The following is a 15,317-nucleotide window of genomic DNA, read 5'->3' as shown; positions in this document are numbered from 1 at the left end:
TGGGCCCGGTGATGAAACAGGCGGGCTGGCAAAATCGTGCGCTCCATGTAGCATAGAGGCCGTGGGGCGCAAGTGCTGGCCGGAAGGCTGGGGCGTTTGGGCGTCGACGAGAAAAGCGGAGTGCGTGACGAGCGGTCGATGTTCGCGCCCGGTCTGCCGCCGGTTGCCCCGCCATCCCCCGATCTTCCTGCCGCCGAAACGGCCCGCGATCTCGTCCCCGCATCGAAACCCGGCCTGGCGCCTCGGCGCCGGTCCGTGCGCATCGCTGGGACGTCCTTTCCGGCTGCCGTTCTGCGCGCCCTAGAGCAGGAACGCGAGCGAGGAGTTCTCTTCCTCCTCATGCCGCTCCTGTCGGGCAGCGGAGCTGCCGCCTACTATGCCCTTTCTTTCGAACCGGACCTGTCGGCGCTCCTGGCCGGTCTGGCAGCCATGGCCGTCCTGTACCGGCTCGCGAGCGCGCGCGACGCATTGCGGCTGGTCCTGGCCGGGATGGCGCTGACGATCGGGGGCATGACGGTCGCGAAACTGGAAGTCCTGCGCGGGCCGGCCGAAATCGCCGGCAGTGCGGTCTCGACGCGTCTGGCCGGCCGGATCGTCGAGGCGGAACCGCTGGCGAGCGGGCGTGTCCGTCTCGTCATCGCCACGACCGGCTCTGCCCGGCCCCGACTCTCGCATCTGCCGGCGACTGTCCGGATCACGGCACCGGCGCGCGTGGCAACCGCCCGTGCCGGGGATCGTTTCAGCGGAAGGGTCCGCCTCCTGCCGCCGCCGGGCCCGGTGCGCCCGGGCGGCTACGATTACAGTTTCGAGAGCTACTTCGACGGCTACGGCGCCACCGGTTTCGTGCTTGGCACGCCACGCATCCAAACCGCCGGGGAGGGCATCGGGCTGGCGGAACGTGTCGAACGGCTGCGCCATGCACTTGCCGAACGGATCCGGCAGCGGATCGGCGGACAGGAAGGGGTGATTGCCGCGGCCCTCGTCACCGGCTTCAAGGGCGAGATCGATCCGGCCGCGGCCGAGGACCTCCGCCTTAGCGGACTGGCTCACATCCTGTCCATCTCCGGGCTGCACATGGCGCTCGTTGCGGGCACCATGGCCGGGGGGCTGCGCGCCCTGTTCGCCGTCTTCCCCGTGTTCTCGGCACGTCATCCGGTCCGCAAGTTTTCCGCCTGGGCCGCGCTTTTGGCCGTGACCGCCTACCTGCTGGTCTCCGGCGGCGCCATCGCGACCCGGCGCAGCTACGTCATGCTGGCGGTCATGCTGCTCGCCCTGTCGCTTGACCGCGCCGCCCTGACCATGCGCAACATTGCCATCGCCGCGCTGTTGATCCTGTGCTGGTCACCCCATGAAATCGCCGGTCCGGGATTCCAGATGTCCTTTGCAGCCACCGCTGCGCTCGTGGCCGCCTACAATACCCTGCAGCAGGCCCGCGGGGGCCGGCGCCATCGCCTCTCCGGCGGCATGGCGGGGCGCTTCGCCGGCGCCGTATCCGGCCTGTTGTTCACATCGCTTGTTGCCGGATCGGCCACCGGTCTCTACGCCGCCTATCATTTCCAGCGCTTCGCGCCGCTCGGAACGGTGGCCAATCTCCTGGCCATGCCCGTCGTTTCGCTGCTGGTCATGCCGTCGGCGCTGGTGGCCCACCTGTTGATCCCGTTCGGCCTGGACGGCCCCGTATTCCGGCTGATGGGTGTGGGCGTACATGCCGTGATGTCCATTGCCCATGGCATCGCGACATGGTCGGGCGACGGCGAAACAGGCACGGTTCCCCGCTCCGCGATGATCCTCGCGAGCCTGGGACTGGCCGCCGCAACGATCCTGACCACGCGGCTGCGCCTGCTGTCCGTGCCGCTGGCCGTCGCCGCCCTTGTCCTGCTGCGGGCCGGTGATCTCCCGGACGGATGGATCTCCGAGGATGGAAAGACCATCGCGGTGCGCACGGAAAGCGGCGCGCTGGCTTTCAACAGGAAGCGCATCTCAGGATTTTTGAAGGAGAACTGGGGCAGGGCGGCCGGAACGCAGGAAATCACCAGGGCCGCCACCGTCCCGGCAAAAACGTTTCTGCGGGCGCTCGCTCGCCTCGACGATGCCGGTGCAGGCCGTTTCGCCTGTACGCGCCGATCCTGTTTCATCCGGACTGCGGACACCATGATCGTCCAGACGGACGACCGCGCCATCGCGGAAAGGGCGTGTGGTCGGGCGGCCCTGGTCGTCTACCGGCGTGCTACCGACCGTCCGGCCTGCCCGGAAGCGTCGCCGACCCGCCTCCTTACCCTGCGCGATCTCGCCATACGGGGTGCCGCATCCTTCCGGTTGCCGTCGCCGGGTGCGACGGACGTGATCCTGCGCCATGCCGTATCGAAACCCTATCGGCCATGGCACCAGTACCGGACCTGGTCCCGGGCGGCGCGGGGACTGAAAACGCGGTCACCGACAAAGCGGGTGAAGGGCAAGCCGGCGCGCAAGACGCAAGGGCAGGCTCCAGTCTGGAAACGTTACAAACTGGACCATTGAAGCTTGCAATGGTGCCGCATCTCGGGCTTGGGTCGCGGCAGAAGGAACATCACAAGGAATTTGAACCATGCCGATGTATTCCGCTGCACTGGAATCCGCGCTCATCCTTTTTCGCGAGGGTCTCGAGGCCCTTCTCGTCATCTCGGCCCTTGCCGCCTTCCTGCACCGCGCTGGGATCGGCCACAAGGCCCAGGTTCTCTATGGCGGCGCCGGTCTCGCCCTGCTGGCGAGCATCGCCGGGGCCGTCGTCTTCGAGATTTTCCTGGGCGGCGCCCATGACGACCGCCTGGAAGCCGTGGTCATGGTCTTCGCGGCGGGCCTGATGTTCTACATGTCCGGCTGGCTGTTCCTGAAGCAGGATCCGCGCGCCTGGCAGGCGGCCCTGCGCGGTGTCGCCGATCGCGCCGTCAGCGCAGGGACAACCGCGTCGCTGGCCATGATTGCCTTCCTCGCCGTCTTCCGCGAGGGTGCCGAGACCATTCTCTTCCTGCACGCCAGCGCCGCGTCGTCGGGTGGCTGGCATCTCGGCTTCTGGGCCGGCATCGCCGCCGCGACAGCCGCCCTGGCCGTCGTCTGGGTGGCCGTCAACGCCTTCGCCGCCCGCCTGCCGCTGCGCTTCATCTTCCTCGCGACCTCGGCTTTCCTCTTCGTCATGGGGCTGAAATTCATCGGCGGCGCGGTGCAGGAGTTCCAGGAACTGCAAATGGTGGCCTATGATGAGATTGCCGTTCCGGGTGCGCTGGTCGACGCCGGTCTCAACCCGACCTGGGAAGCACTCCTGCCGCAATTCCTCATCATCGTCCTGGCTGCCGTCGGTGCGGTCTTTGCCCTCGCGCGAAAGCCGGGCAGCCGGTCGTCGGAAAAGGCCGGCGCGGCGGAATAGGGCGGGACTGCAGGACAAGCGAGGGCAGGGCGCAAAGGCCACGGCCTGGCTATCCAACCCGTTGCACCGCTTCCGGCCCTCTGACGCGGCGCTGTGGCTGATCCCGCATCACAAGGCGAACCCGATGATGCGCGTCCTGCCGTGCTTCAACCTCCGCCACCCGGCAAGTGTCGGCGCGACGGCCACGGCCTGCCTATCCAGCCGGTAGCACGGGCCTCGGACCTGTGACGGAGCGTCGTAGCTGATCCTGCATCACAAGGCGAACCCGATGATGCGCGACCTCCGCCACCCGGCAAGTGCCGGCGGCGCGTCAGTAGCGGCGGATCAGGCCGACTAGCCGCCCCTGCACCTTGACGCGATGCGGCGGAAAGATCCGGGTTTCAAAGGCCGGGTTGGCAGCTTCGAGGGCAATCGATCCGCCCTTGCGGCGAAACCGCTTCAGCGTCGCTTCCTCCTCGTCGACCAGCGCGACGACGATATCGCCCGGGTTGGCGGTCTGGCCGTTGCGGATGATCACCGTGTCGCCGTCGAAGATCCCGGCTTCGATCATCGAGTCGCCGCGAACCTCCAGAGCGTAGTGCTCGCCGCCGCCAAGCATGTCCGGCGGAACGGAAATCATGTGGGTCTGATGCTGGATGGCATCAATGGGAACACCGGCGGCAATCCGTCCCATGACGGGAATGCCGATGGCCTGGCTGGCCTCGTCGGGCATGTCGGCCGGCCTTGCCGGGGCGCTGGCGGCCATCCGGCCACCCTCGATCACGCTGGGCGAGAACTTACGTGCCTGCGGTGCATTGGCCATGGATTCGGGAAGCTTGATCACTTCCAGCGCCCGCGCCCTGTTTGGCAGGCGCCGGATGAAGCCGCGCTCTTCCAGCGCCGTGATCAGGCGGTGAATGCCCGATTTCGAGGCCAGGTCGAGCGCATCCTTCATTTCGTCGAAGGAGGGGGGGATGCCGGTCTCCTTCAGCCGTTCATGGATGAAGAGAAGCAGTTCATGCTGTTTGCGGGTGAGCACGGGAACCTCCGGCGAGTCGGAATACAAAACCGGAACAAACATATCTGTTCCCGTCCTGTTCCGCAAGTGGCAGGTTGAAACGGCCCGTTGTCAATCGCCGGGCTGGCGCAGCATGAGGCAGGAAACCGTCTCTCCGGCCTCGGCCGCCGGTGCGCCGGGGCGCCGGATCACCAGGCAATTGGCGTCGGCCAGCGTGCTGAGCATCGAGGAATCCTGGCGCGCGAACGGCGCCACAGTCAGCGCCTCGTTGTCGCCGGGGGTGCATTTCGCCCGCACGTAATCCTGCCGGTCGCCGTTTGGCCCCATCGGCGATGCCAGCGCAGCGGTGCGGATGTCCGCGATGTCCCGGGTGCCGCACAGGGCGGCGATGAGCGGCTTGAGGAAGAGATGCGCACAGACGAGGCTGGACACCGGGTTGCCCGGAAGGCCGAGAACGCGGGTCTCTCCGAACCGGCCGACCATCAGCGGCTTTCCGGGCCGCATGGCGATCTTCCAGAAATCCAGTTCCATGCCGGCACCCGCGAGCACGTCCCTGACCAGGTCGTGATCGCCGACCGAGGCGCCGCCGAGCGTGACGATGATATCGGCGCCGGCCGCACGCGCCCGGTTGATCTCCGCCTCGATCAGCCCGTGATCGTCCCGGGCAATGCCGAGGTCGATCACCGCGGCGCCGGCCGCCGTGGCAAGCGCGGCGACACCGAAGGAATTGGAAGCGATGATCTGGTCCGGCCCGGGTTCAGATCCTGGCGGCAGCAGTTCGTCGCCGGTGGCCAGGATCGCCACCAGCGGCCGGCGGGCCACGCTGAGGCGAACATGGTTGGCCGCGGCCGCCAGTGAAAGCGCGGCCGGGTCCAGGCGGCGCCCGGCCGGAAGGATTACCGCGCCGAGCGCGAAATCGAGACCTTCGCGCCGGACGTGGCGCCCTTCCGCTTCCGTCTCGTTGGCCCGGATGAGCCCGTCGCCGAGGACCGTGGCATCTTCCTGGATGAGCACCGTGTCAGCGCCGGGTGGTACGGGAGCGCCGGTAAAGATGCGCACGCATTCGCCCGCGCCGACCTTGCCGGAAAAGCGGTGGCCCGCAGCCGATTCGCCGATGACCCGCAATTCCGCCGGCACCGTGGCGATATCGGCCGCGCGGACCGCGTAACCGTCCATCGCCGAGGCCGGAAAGGGCGGCTGGGTTCGAAGCGCACGAAGGTCTTCGGCCAGGACACGGCCGGCCGCGTCGGCGATGTGAACCTCTTCGGTTCCGAGCGTGCCGGCGCTGTCCAGCAGGCGGGCGAGGGCGTCTTCGACCGGGAGCAGTGCCATTGCTTCAGTCCTCCGCGCGCCAGTGGCCGGATTTGCCGCCTTCCTTTTCCAGCAGGCGGATGCCGGTCAGGACCATGCCGCGATCGATGGCCTTGGCCATGTCGTAGATCGTCAGGCAGGTGACGGAGGCGGCGGTCAGCGCTTCCATTTCCACACCGGTCTGGCCGGTCACGCGGGCAAGGGCCCGGACGCGAAGGCCCGGAAGGCTCTCGTCCGGCTCGATGTCGACCGTGACCTTGGTCAGCAGCAGCGGATGGCAGAGCGGAACCAGTTCGTGCGTCTTCTTTGCCGCCATGATGCCGGCGATCCGCGCGGTGGCGATCACGTCGCCTTTCTTGGCGTTGCCGGCAAGGATCGCCGCCAGCGTCGCTGGCTGCATCACCACGGCGCCCTCGGCGATTGCGGTTCGGCTGGTGGTGGCCTTGTCGCCGACATCGACCATGTGGGCTTCGCCTGTTTCGGCGATATGCGTCAGTCGGTCCGCCATGGTCAGGCCGTCGCCCGCTCCGCCGGCCGGCCCTGCAGCAGCGTGCGCGTGGCCTCGGTCACGTCCGCCTGGCGCATCAGGCTTTCGCCGACCAGGAAGGTGGAGACGCCGCACGCCGCAAGGCGCGTGCAGTCGTCATGGGTGAAGATCCCGCTCTCGCCGACCAGCAGGTGATCGCCCGAAACCATGCCGGCAAGCCGTTCCGTCGTCTCCAGGCTCACCTCGAAGGTGCGCAGGTTGCGGTTGTTGACGCCGAGCAGCCGCGAGGAAAGGCCAAGCGCACGTTCCATTTCCGTCTCGTCGTGAACCTCGATGAGCGCATCCATGCCCGCCTCGAAGGCGGCGTCCTCGAGCATCCGGGCCTCGTCGTCAGACAGGCTGGCCATGATGATCAGGATGCAGTCGGCGCCCCATGACCGCGCTTCCCAGACCTGGTAGGGCTCGAACATGAAATCCTTGCGCAGTGCCGGCAGGGCGCAGGCAACCCGGGCCGCCGTCAGGAACTCCGGCGCCCCCTGGAAACTCGGCCGGTCTGTCAGCACCGACAGGCAGGCAGCGCCGCCGGCCTCGTAGGCCCGTGCCAGCGCCGGCGGATCGAAATCGGCGCGGATCAGGCCCTTGGACGGGCTGGCCTTCTTGATCTCGGCGATCAGCCCGAAGCGGCCGTCCGCCTTGCGTGCCTGCAACGCCTTCAGGAACCCGCGCGGCGGCTCGGCGTCCCGCGCACGGGCCACCACGTCGGCCAGCGGCAGCGCAGCCTTGGCAGCGGCGATTTCCTCGCGCTTGTAGGCTTCGATCTTTCGCAGGATATCGGCCATGGATCAGGTGTCCCTGCCGCTGTTGGAGACGGCGATCAGCCGCTCGAGTGCCTGGAAGGCATGCCCCTCGTCGATCGATGCGGCGGCCATGGCGACGCCTTCGGGAATGTCGGATGCCTTGCCGGCGACGACCAGCGACGCGCCGGCATTGAGCAGCGAGATGTCGCGATAGGCATTCTTCTCGCCCTGGAGCACGGCGCGGAGCGCCCGGGCATTGTGGGTACCGTCGCCGCCCTTCAGTTCCGCCAGGCTGGCGCGCGGCAATCCCGCGTCTTCCGGCGTCACCTCGAAGCGGCGGATTGCCCCGTCGTTCAGTTCCACGACCTCGGTCGTGCCCGTCGTGGTCATCTCGTCCAGGCCATCGCCGTGGACCAGCCACACCCGCTTCGAGCCGAGATCGCGCAGCACGTGGGCGAGCGGTTCCAGCCACTGCGGCGAATAGACCCCGACCAGCTGGCGCGTCACGCTCGCGGGGTTCGACAGCGGTCCCAGCAGGTTGAAGATCGTCCGCGTGCCAAGCTCGACGCGGGTCGGACCGACGAAACGCATGGCCGAGTGGTGTGCCGGCGCGAACATGAACCCGAGGCCGGCTTCGCGGATGCAACGTGCGATCCCGGCCGGCTTGAGTTCCAGGTTGATGCCAAGTGCGCCGAGCGCGTCGGCGGCGCCGGATTTCGACGACAGGGCACGGTTGCCGTGCTTGGCGACGGGCACGCCGCAGCCGGCAACGATGAACGCCGCGCAGGTGGAGACATTGTAGGTGCCCGACGCGTCGCCGCCTGTGCCGACGATGTCGATGGCATCGGCGGGCGCATCGACCCTCAGCATCTTCTCGCGCATGGTCGAGACCGCGCCGGTGATTTCGCCGACGGTCTCGCCGCGCACCCGCAGAGCCATCAGGAAACCGCCGATCTGGCTCGGCGTGGCATTGCCCGACATCATGGTATCGAAGGCCTGCTTCGCTTCTTCCGTGCTCAGCGGCGTTCCGTCGGCCACCTTGGCAATTGCGCTCTTCAGTTCGCTCATCGCCCCCTCCGGCGTGTCGTGTTCCCGGTGATGGCCGTCATCAGAACGACATGGCCCGCCCGAGGGCGTTCTTGTCGACGGTGACCGCGTACTTGTCGCGCAGCATGGCCACGAGCTGTTCCAGCAGGTCATCGGAGAACGTGCTGGTCAGCTGCTTGCGCTCGTCCGGCGAAATCGATTCGGCACTGGCGCCGGCCGGTTCGAAGACTTCCGTGACCCGGAACAGCACCTGGCTGTTGCCGGACGGTCCGGGTACGAGACCGCTCTTACCCTGGGTGACGGAGAACGCGGCCGCGACACCGGCCTTGCCGATGTCGGCATCGTCGGCACCGCGCTTGAGGCCGCGCTTGACCGTTTTCTCGAGGTTCAGTTCGGTTGCCAGGTCGTCCAGGCTCGCGCCGTCGGCAAGGCGCTTTTCCAGTTCGGCAGCCTTCTTCGACAGGCGGTCCTGGCGCTCCGCCGTGGTCCATGCCTCGACGACCTTGTCATGCACTTCGTCCAGCGTCCGGTCGCGGGCAGGAGTGACGCCCTCGACCTCGTACCAGAGGAAGCCTGTCCGTCCGTGGTTGATGGGCGGATTTTCCGCGCCCGGCTCGGCGTCGAACGCGGCCTTGAGCAGTTCGGCCTGCTCCGGCAGGCCCGTCACCGCCTTGTCCTGCGGGTCGTGCCCGGTCCGGTCGATGGCCTCGACCGTCTTCATCGGCAGCTTCAGCTTGGCAGCCGCTTCCGCCATCGTCGCGCCGCCGGCGCGGGCATCCTCGTAGGAGTCGTGAACATCGAGGATGACGCGATCCGCCTCGACCACTGCCAGTTCCTTGCGGATCTCGTCGGCGACCTCGTCGAGCGGGCGGGTCTTGGACGGGATAATCTTGGTGACGCGAAGGAGGACCGGGCCGAAAGCGCCGTCAACCACGTCGGAGACCTGGTTCTCGCTCAGCGAGAAGGCGGCATCGGCGATCTTGGCGTCGGGAATCGCGGAGCGCTCCACCGTGCCGAGATTGGTGTCTTCCGGCTTCTTGCCCTCCGAGGTGACGACCTCGTCGAAGGTCGCGCCGCCGGTGATGCGCTTGCGCGCGGCCTCGGCCTCCTCGCGTGTCTTGAAGACGAGCTGGTCGACGCTCCGCTTCTCCGCCTGGGTGTAGCTCGCCTTGCGCTTCTCGTAATCGGCCTTGACCTGTTCGTCGGAGATGGCGGCCGGATCCGCGATGGCCTGCGGATCGAGCACGACATAGCCGAGCTTGCGGTACTCCGGCGCGCGCCAGTCGGCCTTGTGTTCCTCGAAATAGGCCTTCAGCGTCGCGTCGTCCGGCTGCTCGATGGGATCGACCAGGGTGCCCGGAAGCTTGATGAACTCGATCGTCCTATCCTCGCCGCGGTAGAGCGCGGCCGCTTTCAGGTAGGTGTCCGGGATCTGCAGCCCGTCGGAAACGGCTTCGACGATCTGCTGGCGCACCGCCACCTGCTGCCGGTTGCGTAGGTAGTCTTCCGGACGCATGCCGACTTCGCGCAGCACGTAATCGAAGGCGCGGCGGTCGAAGCGTCCGTCCGGCCCCTTGAACGCGGGGTCGTCGGCGGTAAGCACCGCGAGGCGGTCCTTGGAAAGGCCGAGGTTCATCGTGCGGGCCTGTTCGTCGAGAACGGCGCCGGCAACCAGCTGCGACAGGACCTGCTGGTCGAGACCCAGCGCCTGGGCCTGCTCGCGCGTGATCCGCTGACCGAAGCGCTGCGACAGGATGCGCAGCTCGCGGTCATAGGCCAGGCGGTACTCGGTGATCGACACCGATGTATCGCCGGCCTGGAGCACGGAATTGCTCTGGAACCCGCTGGTGACCTGGCCGGAGATGCCCCAAACCGCGAAACTCAGCACGAGGAGGACGAGCAGGGCCTTGGCGACCCAGGTGCCGGCGGCGTTGCGAAGGGAGTCAAGCATGGACTAGTCCGTTTTCCTTGGTTGCGGTTCGCGCGCGTTGGTTTTAGGTGAGGCAGATAGCCCTGATCAAGGGCGGTGTATAGGGCGAATGCGGCGCGACGGCGGAAAACAGGCCATGCGCGCGGGCAGACGAGGAGGAATTGCAGATCATGACCCCGGGGATTAAGCCGCTCGTGGCGGGCAACTGGAAAATGAACGGAACCGGCAGTGACCTGACGGAAATCACCGCGATCGGCGGCGGATTCGATTCCGTCCTGTCGGCCGAATGCGACGGCCTTCTGTGTGTACCTGCAACGCTGCTGTCGCGGGCAGCCGCCATCCTCTCCTCCACGTCCGTCCGGGCGGGCGGCGAGGATTGCCATGCCAGACCTTCCGGCGCGCACACCGGCGACATTTCCGCCGAGATGATCAAGGATGCCGGCGGCAGCTTCGTGATCGTGGGGCATTCGGAACGCCGCACCGATCACGGCGAGAGCGACATGCTGGTCGAGGCCAAGGCGCTTGCTGCCTGGCGGGCCGGGCTGACCGCGATCATCTGCATCGGCGAGACGGAGGCCGAGCGCCAGTCGGGCCAGACGCTGGACGTGCTCACCCGCCAGGTGACGGGCTCCGTTCCCGATGGTGCCACGCCGGAGAACACGGTGATCGCCTACGAACCCGTCTGGGCGATCGGAACCGGGCTGACGCCGACCGTGCAGGATGTCGAGGACGCCCACGCGCACATCCGCGAGCGCCTGATCGACAGGCTGGGCGAGGGTGCGCGCCGCATGCGCATCCTCTACGGCGGCTCGGTGAAGCCGGGCAACGCCCGCGAACTGCTCGGCGTGGCCAATGTCGACGGGGCACTCGTCGGTGGCGCCAGCCTGAAGGCGTCTGATTTCCTCGGCATCGCCGACGCCTATTGCAAGATGTAGCAGCGTCTTGCAAAAGCGGCCCGCCCGACCGATATGCGGTGCGGGCCCGCCCGGGCATGTCCCCGGGGGCTTTCATTGCGGAACGATCCCGTGTATTGAGCCGCGAACCTTACAGCGCAACCATAATGTGCCCGCGCTTCAACGGGCCGGAAATTTCCGATGGAAACCGTTCTCATCGTCATTCATCTCATCATCGTGCTGGCGCTTGTCGGCGTGGTGCTGCTGCAGCGGTCCGAAGGCGGTGGCCTTGGCATCGGCGGCGGCTCGGGCTTCATGACCGCGCGCGGTGCGGCCAATGCCCTGACACGCACCACCGCCATCCTCGCCGCGGCCTTTTTCGTCACCTCGCTCGGCCTGTCGCTGATCGCGCGCTACGGCGAGCGGCCGACCGACATCCTCGATCGGGTGCCGCAGCAGAACGAGCAGACCCAGCCGGGCTCCGGCAACGGCATTCTCGACCAGCTGGGTGGTGCCAAGACCGACCAGCCGGCCGCAACGGGCGACCAGGCCTCCGGTGCGCAGCCGCCGGCTGCCGATTCGGCCGGTCAGGCCCAACCGCCGGCCGAGCCGGCGACGGAATCGCAGGTGCCGACCGGCCAGTAAGCCGCGTCGCAGACCTTCGGGGCAGGCGGCCGGACAACCGGCCGCCTGTTTCATTTTGTCTCGCGCATTGGTCATTGGCGCGTGATGGGTCACGGCGTTATAGAGGCGTCGTTGCCAACAGACGGGACCTTGCCAAATGGACTACGGATACCTGAGTGCGCTTGGTGCGGGGGCGCTGTCGTTTCTGTCGCCCTGCGTCCTGCCGCTCGTCCCGCCCTACCTGTGCTACATGGCGGGCGTGTCCGTGGACGATTTCCGGCAGGAAAACACTGTCACCGCCCGCCCGCGCACGCTGCTGGTCCTCGCTTCCCTCGCTTTCGTGGCAGGCTTTTCCACCGTCTTCGTCGCGCTCGGTGCCTCGGCTTATGCCATTGGCCGCCTGCTGCGTCTCTGGCAGGAGCCGCTGGCGATCGCGGCCGGCCTGGTCATCATTGTCATGGGCCTGAATTTCCTTGGCCTTATCCGCATCCCGTTCCTGTCGCGCGAGGCCCGCTTCCAGGCCGAGGGCAAGCCGGCGAGCATGCTCGCCGCCTACGTGATGGGACTGGCCTTTGCCTTCGGCTGGACCCCCTGCATCGGCCCGGTCCTTGGATCGATCCTGACGCTTGCCGGCTCCCGCGACACGGCCGGCGAGGGCGCGGCCATGCTCGCCGTCTACTCTGCCGGCCTCGGCATTCCCTTCCTGCTCGCCGCCTTCTTTTCCGGCGCTTTCATGCGTTTCCTGTCACGCTTCCGGGTTCACCTCGGCAAGGTCGAAAAGGCCATGGGCGCATTGTTGGTTGCTGCCGGGGTGCTGTTCATATCCGGCGGCATGCAGGCCATGAGCTTCTGGCTGCTGGAGCACTTCCCCGTTCTCCAGCAGATCGGCTGAACGTCAGGCGGCCTGCGGACGGCGCTTGCGTGTCAGCGCGCTCCGGAACCGTGCGACCGGAAACGTCGCCAGGATGATGCCGCCCATGACCATCACGATGCCGGCGGCATGGTAGGCGTGGAACGTCTCCCCGAGCACGAGCACCGCCAGCGTCACGCCGTAGGGCGGCAGCAGGTACATGAACACGGCGGCGACCGAGGGGCCGAGCACCCGCACGCCGAACTGGAACCCCCCGAAGGCGATCAGCGAGGCGCAGAACACGATGCCCGCCAGGCTGCTCCATGCCTTGACCGTGACCGGCATGGCGGCGCCGGAAAGAAACTCCGCCAGCGCGAAGGGGGCGAGGCAGGCCGCACCGAAACCGGCAACGAGGCCCAGCGAGGCGATGTTGCCGACGGTCTTGAACTCGTCGCGGCGCATCAGCACCGAGTAGATCGCCCAGGCCAGCGCCGCCAGGATGAACAGCAGGTCTCCGGGATTGAAGGTGAGGCTCGCCAGCGTCTCCACGTCGCCTTTGAGCACGATGACGGCTACCCCGGCAAAGGCGATCAGGCTGCCGAGCGCTTCGCGCCAGCCGATCGGCCGCTTGAAGAAGAGCGCCTCCAGGATGATGATCATCACCGGCGACGTCGTGTAGATCAGCGTGCCGTTCGTCGCCGTCGTCATCGTCAGCGCGACGTAGACGATCGCGCCGCAGATCCACATGCCGAGAAAACCCTCCACCAGCAGGACCGGCGAGTGCGTCCGGACCATCCGCATCACCTGGCCGCGCTGGACGACGAGCACCGGGACAAGGGCCATGGCCACGAACAGCCAGCGCAGGAAGGCCAGCGTGAACGGCGCGACCTCGCCGACGACCCCGCGCCCGAAGATCAGGTTCGAGGAGAAGAACAGCGGTGTGACGGTCATGACCGCGAAGGCGGTGGCCGTACGTAGGGGTGAGGGGGCTTCCAAGGTCAGACTTTCCTGAGGCCGGCCGCCAGGCGGCAGCCGCGATCATGCTTTCGCCGTCGGCGGTGTTGACCCGCGGCCGATTTGCCTGCACGAGTCCGCCCCGAACGGCTGGACGTGACTTAAAACCATGCTAGACGTCCCGTTGCAACGGGATCGTATCCAAATAGCCCTGCACCCGACAGAGGATGAGACATGAGCAATCGCAGTTGCCTTTCGGTCATTCTGGCCGCTGGCGAGGGAACCCGCATGAAGAGCAGCCGGTCCAAGGTGCTGCACGAGATTGCCGGGCTGGCCATGGCCGCCCATGTCGTGCGCGCTGCCGCGGCATCGGGCGCCGGTGACGTCGCCCTGGTGGTCGGCCGCGATGCCGACAAGGTGCGACAGGCCGTGGCGCCCTTCGCGCCGAATGCCGAGACCTTCGTCCAGGCCGAACGGCTCGGCACAGCCCATGCCGTGCTGGCAGCCCGGGCGGCGCTGGAAAAGGGTCACGACGACGTTCTGGTGATGTTCGGCGATACGCCGCTGATCGATCCGCAGGATCTCGCGGTCGCCCGCGATCGCCTGGCCAACGGCGCCGATGTCGTCGTCATGGGATTCCGCACCGCGGATCCGACCGGCTACGGCCGGCTGCTGGTCGAGGATGGCGAACTGGTCGCGATCCGCGAGCACAAGGATGCAACCGAGGCAGAGCGCGCCATCGATTTCTGCAATGGCGGGCTGATGGCCATCGCCGGCGCCCACGCTCTGTCGCTGCTGGACGCCGTCGGCAACGACAATTCCAAGGGCGAGTATTATCTCACCGACATCGTCGAGATCGCGCGCAGCCGCGGCCTGAAGGCCGTTGCCACGGAGGTTTCCTACGAATCGGTGCTCGGCATCAACAACCGTGTCGAACTGGCCGAGGCCGAGGGCATCTGGCAGCGCCGCCGCCGCCGCCAGGCCATGCTCGACGGTGTCACCCTGCATGCGCCCGAAACCGTCTTCTTTTCCTGGGACACGGACATCGCCGCCGAGACGGTCGTCGAACCGAACGTGGTTTTTGGCCCGGGGGTCCGGGTTGCCGGACCCGCCGCCATCCATGCCTTCTGCCACCTGGAGGGAACGCGGATCGAGGCCGGCGCATCGGTCGGTCCCTTCGCCCGGCTGCGTCCCGGCGCCGACCTGAAGGCCGGCTCGAAGGTCGGCAATTTCTGCGAGATCAAGAAGGCGGTGATCGAACCCGGCGCCAAGGTCAATCACCTGACCTATATCGGTGACGCCGAGATCGGTGCGGAAGCCAACATCGGCGCCGGCACGATCACCTGCAATTACGACGGCTACAACAAGCACGTGACGCGCATTGGCGCCGGCGCCTTCATCGGCTCGAACTCGGCTCTCGTGGCCCCCGTTTCCATCGGGGCCAATGCCTACGTGGCATCCGGCTCGGTCATCACCGATTCCGTGCCGGAAGATGCGGTCGCCTTCGGCCGCTCGCGGCAGGTCAACAAGCCGGGTCTCGGCGCAAGGCTGCGCGAGGATCTTGCCGCGCAGAAAGCCAGGGCAAGCAAGGGCGAGTAGTTTTTTCTGGCGTTGGTGTTGTTTGGCATTGTTTTCGGCCATGATTACGCCGGTTTGACTTGCTCTTTGGTGTTTAGGCGTGTTGAAACATCGCGACATGCAAGTTGATTTCGGGAGAGCCGCGGCCTCCTGTTATCCAGCGGAAAAGAGGTGCGGGACGCGGGTCCCGCCAGCGAGAGGATACTGGAACGCATGTGCGGAATCGTCGGCATCGTGGGCAGGCAGAGTGTGGCGCCCCTCCTGGTGGATGCGCTGAAGCGGCTGGAGTACCGCGGCTATGATTCGGCCGGCATCGCGACGCTGGAGAACGGTGCGCTGGCGCGCCGGCGCGCGCAGGGCAAGCTGGTCAACCTGGAGCAGCGCCTGCAGGGCGAGCCGCTGGCCGGCCACATCGGCATCGGCCACACCCGCTGGGCGACCCATGGCGC

13 protein-coding genes and 1 pseudogene are annotated in these 15,317 nt (G+C 67.2%); 7 read left to right on the top strand and 7 right to left on the bottom strand.

The genetic code is table 11. The annotated features are described in order from the left end of the window. Nucleotides 1-120 precede the first annotated feature (120 nt). On the top strand, nt 121-2,517 hold the full coding sequence (locus CSC94_RS03960; protein WP_133122815.1) for a ComEC/Rec2 family competence protein: 2,397 nt from the start codon (nt 121-123) through the stop codon (nt 2,515-2,517). 67 nt (nt 2,518-2,584) lie between these two features. Beyond that, nucleotides 2,585-3,400, top strand: a complete 816-nt coding sequence (locus CSC94_RS03955) for an FTR1 family iron permease (RefSeq protein ID WP_342585943.1) — start codon at nt 2,585-2,587, stop codon at nt 3,398-3,400. A 310-nt stretch (nt 3,401-3,710) separates the two neighbouring features. On the opposite strand, the gene lexA is transcribed toward CSC94_RS03955, so the two are convergent. From lexA to CSC94_RS03925, 6 genes are all read right to left on the bottom strand, one after another. Beyond that, a complete protein-coding gene (gene lexA / locus CSC94_RS03950; protein WP_099305182.1) occupies nt 3,711-4,418 on the bottom strand; it encodes a transcriptional repressor LexA in 708 nt (235 codons plus the stop codon). Nucleotides 4,419-4,508: 90 nt separating this feature from the next. After that, a complete protein-coding gene (locus CSC94_RS03945) occupies nt 4,509-5,729 on the bottom strand; it encodes a molybdopterin molybdotransferase MoeA (RefSeq protein ID WP_099304059.1) in 1,221 nt (406 codons plus the stop codon). A gap of 4 nt (nt 5,730-5,733) precedes the next feature. Next, the gene (gene moaC, locus CSC94_RS03940) at nt 5,734-6,216 is read right to left on the bottom strand and encodes a cyclic pyranopterin monophosphate synthase MoaC (protein ID WP_099304057.1); all 483 of its coding nucleotides are present in this window, start codon (nt 6,214-6,216) and stop codon (nt 5,734-5,736) included. A gap of 2 nt (nt 6,217-6,218) precedes the next feature. Beyond that, complete coding sequence (gene trpC / locus CSC94_RS03935; RefSeq protein WP_099304055.1) at nt 6,219-7,034, bottom strand: indole-3-glycerol phosphate synthase TrpC; 816 nt, start codon at nt 7,032-7,034, stop codon at nt 6,219-6,221. A gap of 3 nt (nt 7,035-7,037) precedes the next feature. Further along, entirely contained in the window at nt 7,038-8,060 is a 1,023-nt protein-coding gene (trpD, locus tag CSC94_RS03930) for an anthranilate phosphoribosyltransferase (RefSeq protein WP_099304053.1), read from the bottom strand. A gap of 40 nt (nt 8,061-8,100) precedes the next feature. After that, complete coding sequence (locus CSC94_RS03925; RefSeq protein ID WP_099304051.1) at nt 8,101-9,990, bottom strand: peptidylprolyl isomerase; 1,890 nt, start codon at nt 9,988-9,990, stop codon at nt 8,101-8,103. A gap of 149 nt (nt 9,991-10,139) precedes the next feature. Here CSC94_RS03925 and tpiA point away from each other — a divergent pair, with 149 nt between their 5' ends. The 3 genes from tpiA (at nt 10,140) to CSC94_RS03910 (ending at nt 12,378) form a co-directional block, all read left to right on the top strand. Then, complete coding sequence (gene tpiA, locus CSC94_RS03920; RefSeq protein ID WP_099305180.1) at nt 10,140-10,904, top strand: triose-phosphate isomerase; 765 nt, start codon at nt 10,140-10,142, stop codon at nt 10,902-10,904. 159 nt (nt 10,905-11,063) lie between these two features. Then, nucleotides 11,064-11,507 (top strand): preprotein translocase subunit SecG, encoded by a 444-nt coding sequence (secG, locus tag CSC94_RS03915; RefSeq protein ID WP_099304049.1) that lies wholly within the window; start codon nt 11,064-11,066, stop codon nt 11,505-11,507. A gap of 136 nt (nt 11,508-11,643) precedes the next feature. Then, a complete protein-coding gene (locus CSC94_RS03910) occupies nt 11,644-12,378 on the top strand; it encodes a cytochrome c biogenesis CcdA family protein (protein WP_099304047.1) in 735 nt (244 codons plus the stop codon). 3 nt (nt 12,379-12,381) lie between these two features. Here the strand turns inward: CSC94_RS03910 and CSC94_RS03905 are convergent, their stop codons facing one another. Continuing rightward, nucleotides 12,382-13,287 carry a DMT family transporter gene (locus CSC94_RS03905; protein WP_099304045.1) on the bottom strand — a complete coding sequence of 302 codons (906 nt, stop codon included), beginning with the start codon at nt 13,285-13,287 and terminating at the stop codon, nt 12,382-12,384. Nucleotides 13,288-13,524: 237 nt separating this feature from the next. Here CSC94_RS03905 and glmU point away from each other — a divergent pair, with 237 nt between their 5' ends. After that, nucleotides 13,525-14,889, top strand: coding sequence for a bifunctional UDP-N-acetylglucosamine diphosphorylase/glucosamine-1-phosphate N-acetyltransferase GlmU (gene glmU, locus CSC94_RS03900; protein ID WP_099304043.1), 1,365 nt, complete (start codon nt 13,525-13,527; stop codon nt 14,887-14,889). A 192-nt stretch (nt 14,890-15,081) separates the two neighbouring features. Then, nucleotides 15,082-15,317 (top strand): annotated as a pseudogene (locus CSC94_RS03895) (glutamine--fructose-6-phosphate transaminase (isomerizing)); the annotation flags it as partial.

The organism is Zhengella mangrovi (assembly GCF_002727065.1).
GTDB lineage: Bacteria > Pseudomonadota > Alphaproteobacteria > Rhizobiales > Rhizobiaceae > Zhengella > Zhengella mangrovi.
This window is presented reverse-complemented; position numbering and strand designations above follow the sequence as displayed.

Excerpts from the sequence above, each read along its gene's own strand:
- CSC94_RS03955 (WP_342585943.1), top strand. The coding sequence starts at position 2,585 with ATGCCGATGTATTCCGCTGCACTGGAATCCGCGCTCATCCTTTTTCGC.
- CSC94_RS03945 (WP_099304059.1), bottom strand. The coding sequence starts at position 5,729 with ATGGCACTGCTCCCGGTCGAAGACGCCCTCGCCCGCCTGCTGGACAGC.
- moaC (WP_099304057.1), bottom strand. The coding sequence starts at position 6,216 with ATGGCGGACCGACTGACGCATATCGCCGAAACAGGCGAAGCCCACATG.
- trpC (WP_099304055.1), bottom strand. The coding sequence starts at position 7,034 with ATGGCCGATATCCTGCGAAAGATCGAAGCCTACAAGCGCGAGGAAATC.
- trpD (WP_099304053.1), bottom strand. The coding sequence starts at position 8,060 with ATGAGCGAACTGAAGAGCGCAATTGCCAAGGTGGCCGACGGAACGCCG.
- CSC94_RS03925 (WP_099304051.1), bottom strand. The coding sequence starts at position 9,990 with ATGCTTGACTCCCTTCGCAACGCCGCCGGCACCTGGGTCGCCAAGGCC.
- tpiA (WP_099305180.1), top strand. The coding sequence starts at position 10,140 with ATGACCCCGGGGATTAAGCCGCTCGTGGCGGGCAACTGGAAAATGAAC.
- secG (WP_099304049.1), top strand. The coding sequence starts at position 11,064 with ATGGAAACCGTTCTCATCGTCATTCATCTCATCATCGTGCTGGCGCTT.
- CSC94_RS03910 (WP_099304047.1), top strand. The coding sequence starts at position 11,644 with ATGGACTACGGATACCTGAGTGCGCTTGGTGCGGGGGCGCTGTCGTTT.
- CSC94_RS03905 (WP_099304045.1), bottom strand. The coding sequence starts at position 13,287 with ATGACCGTCACACCGCTGTTCTTCTCCTCGAACCTGATCTTCGGGCGC.
- glmU (WP_099304043.1), top strand. The coding sequence starts at position 13,525 with ATGAGCAATCGCAGTTGCCTTTCGGTCATTCTGGCCGCTGGCGAGGGA.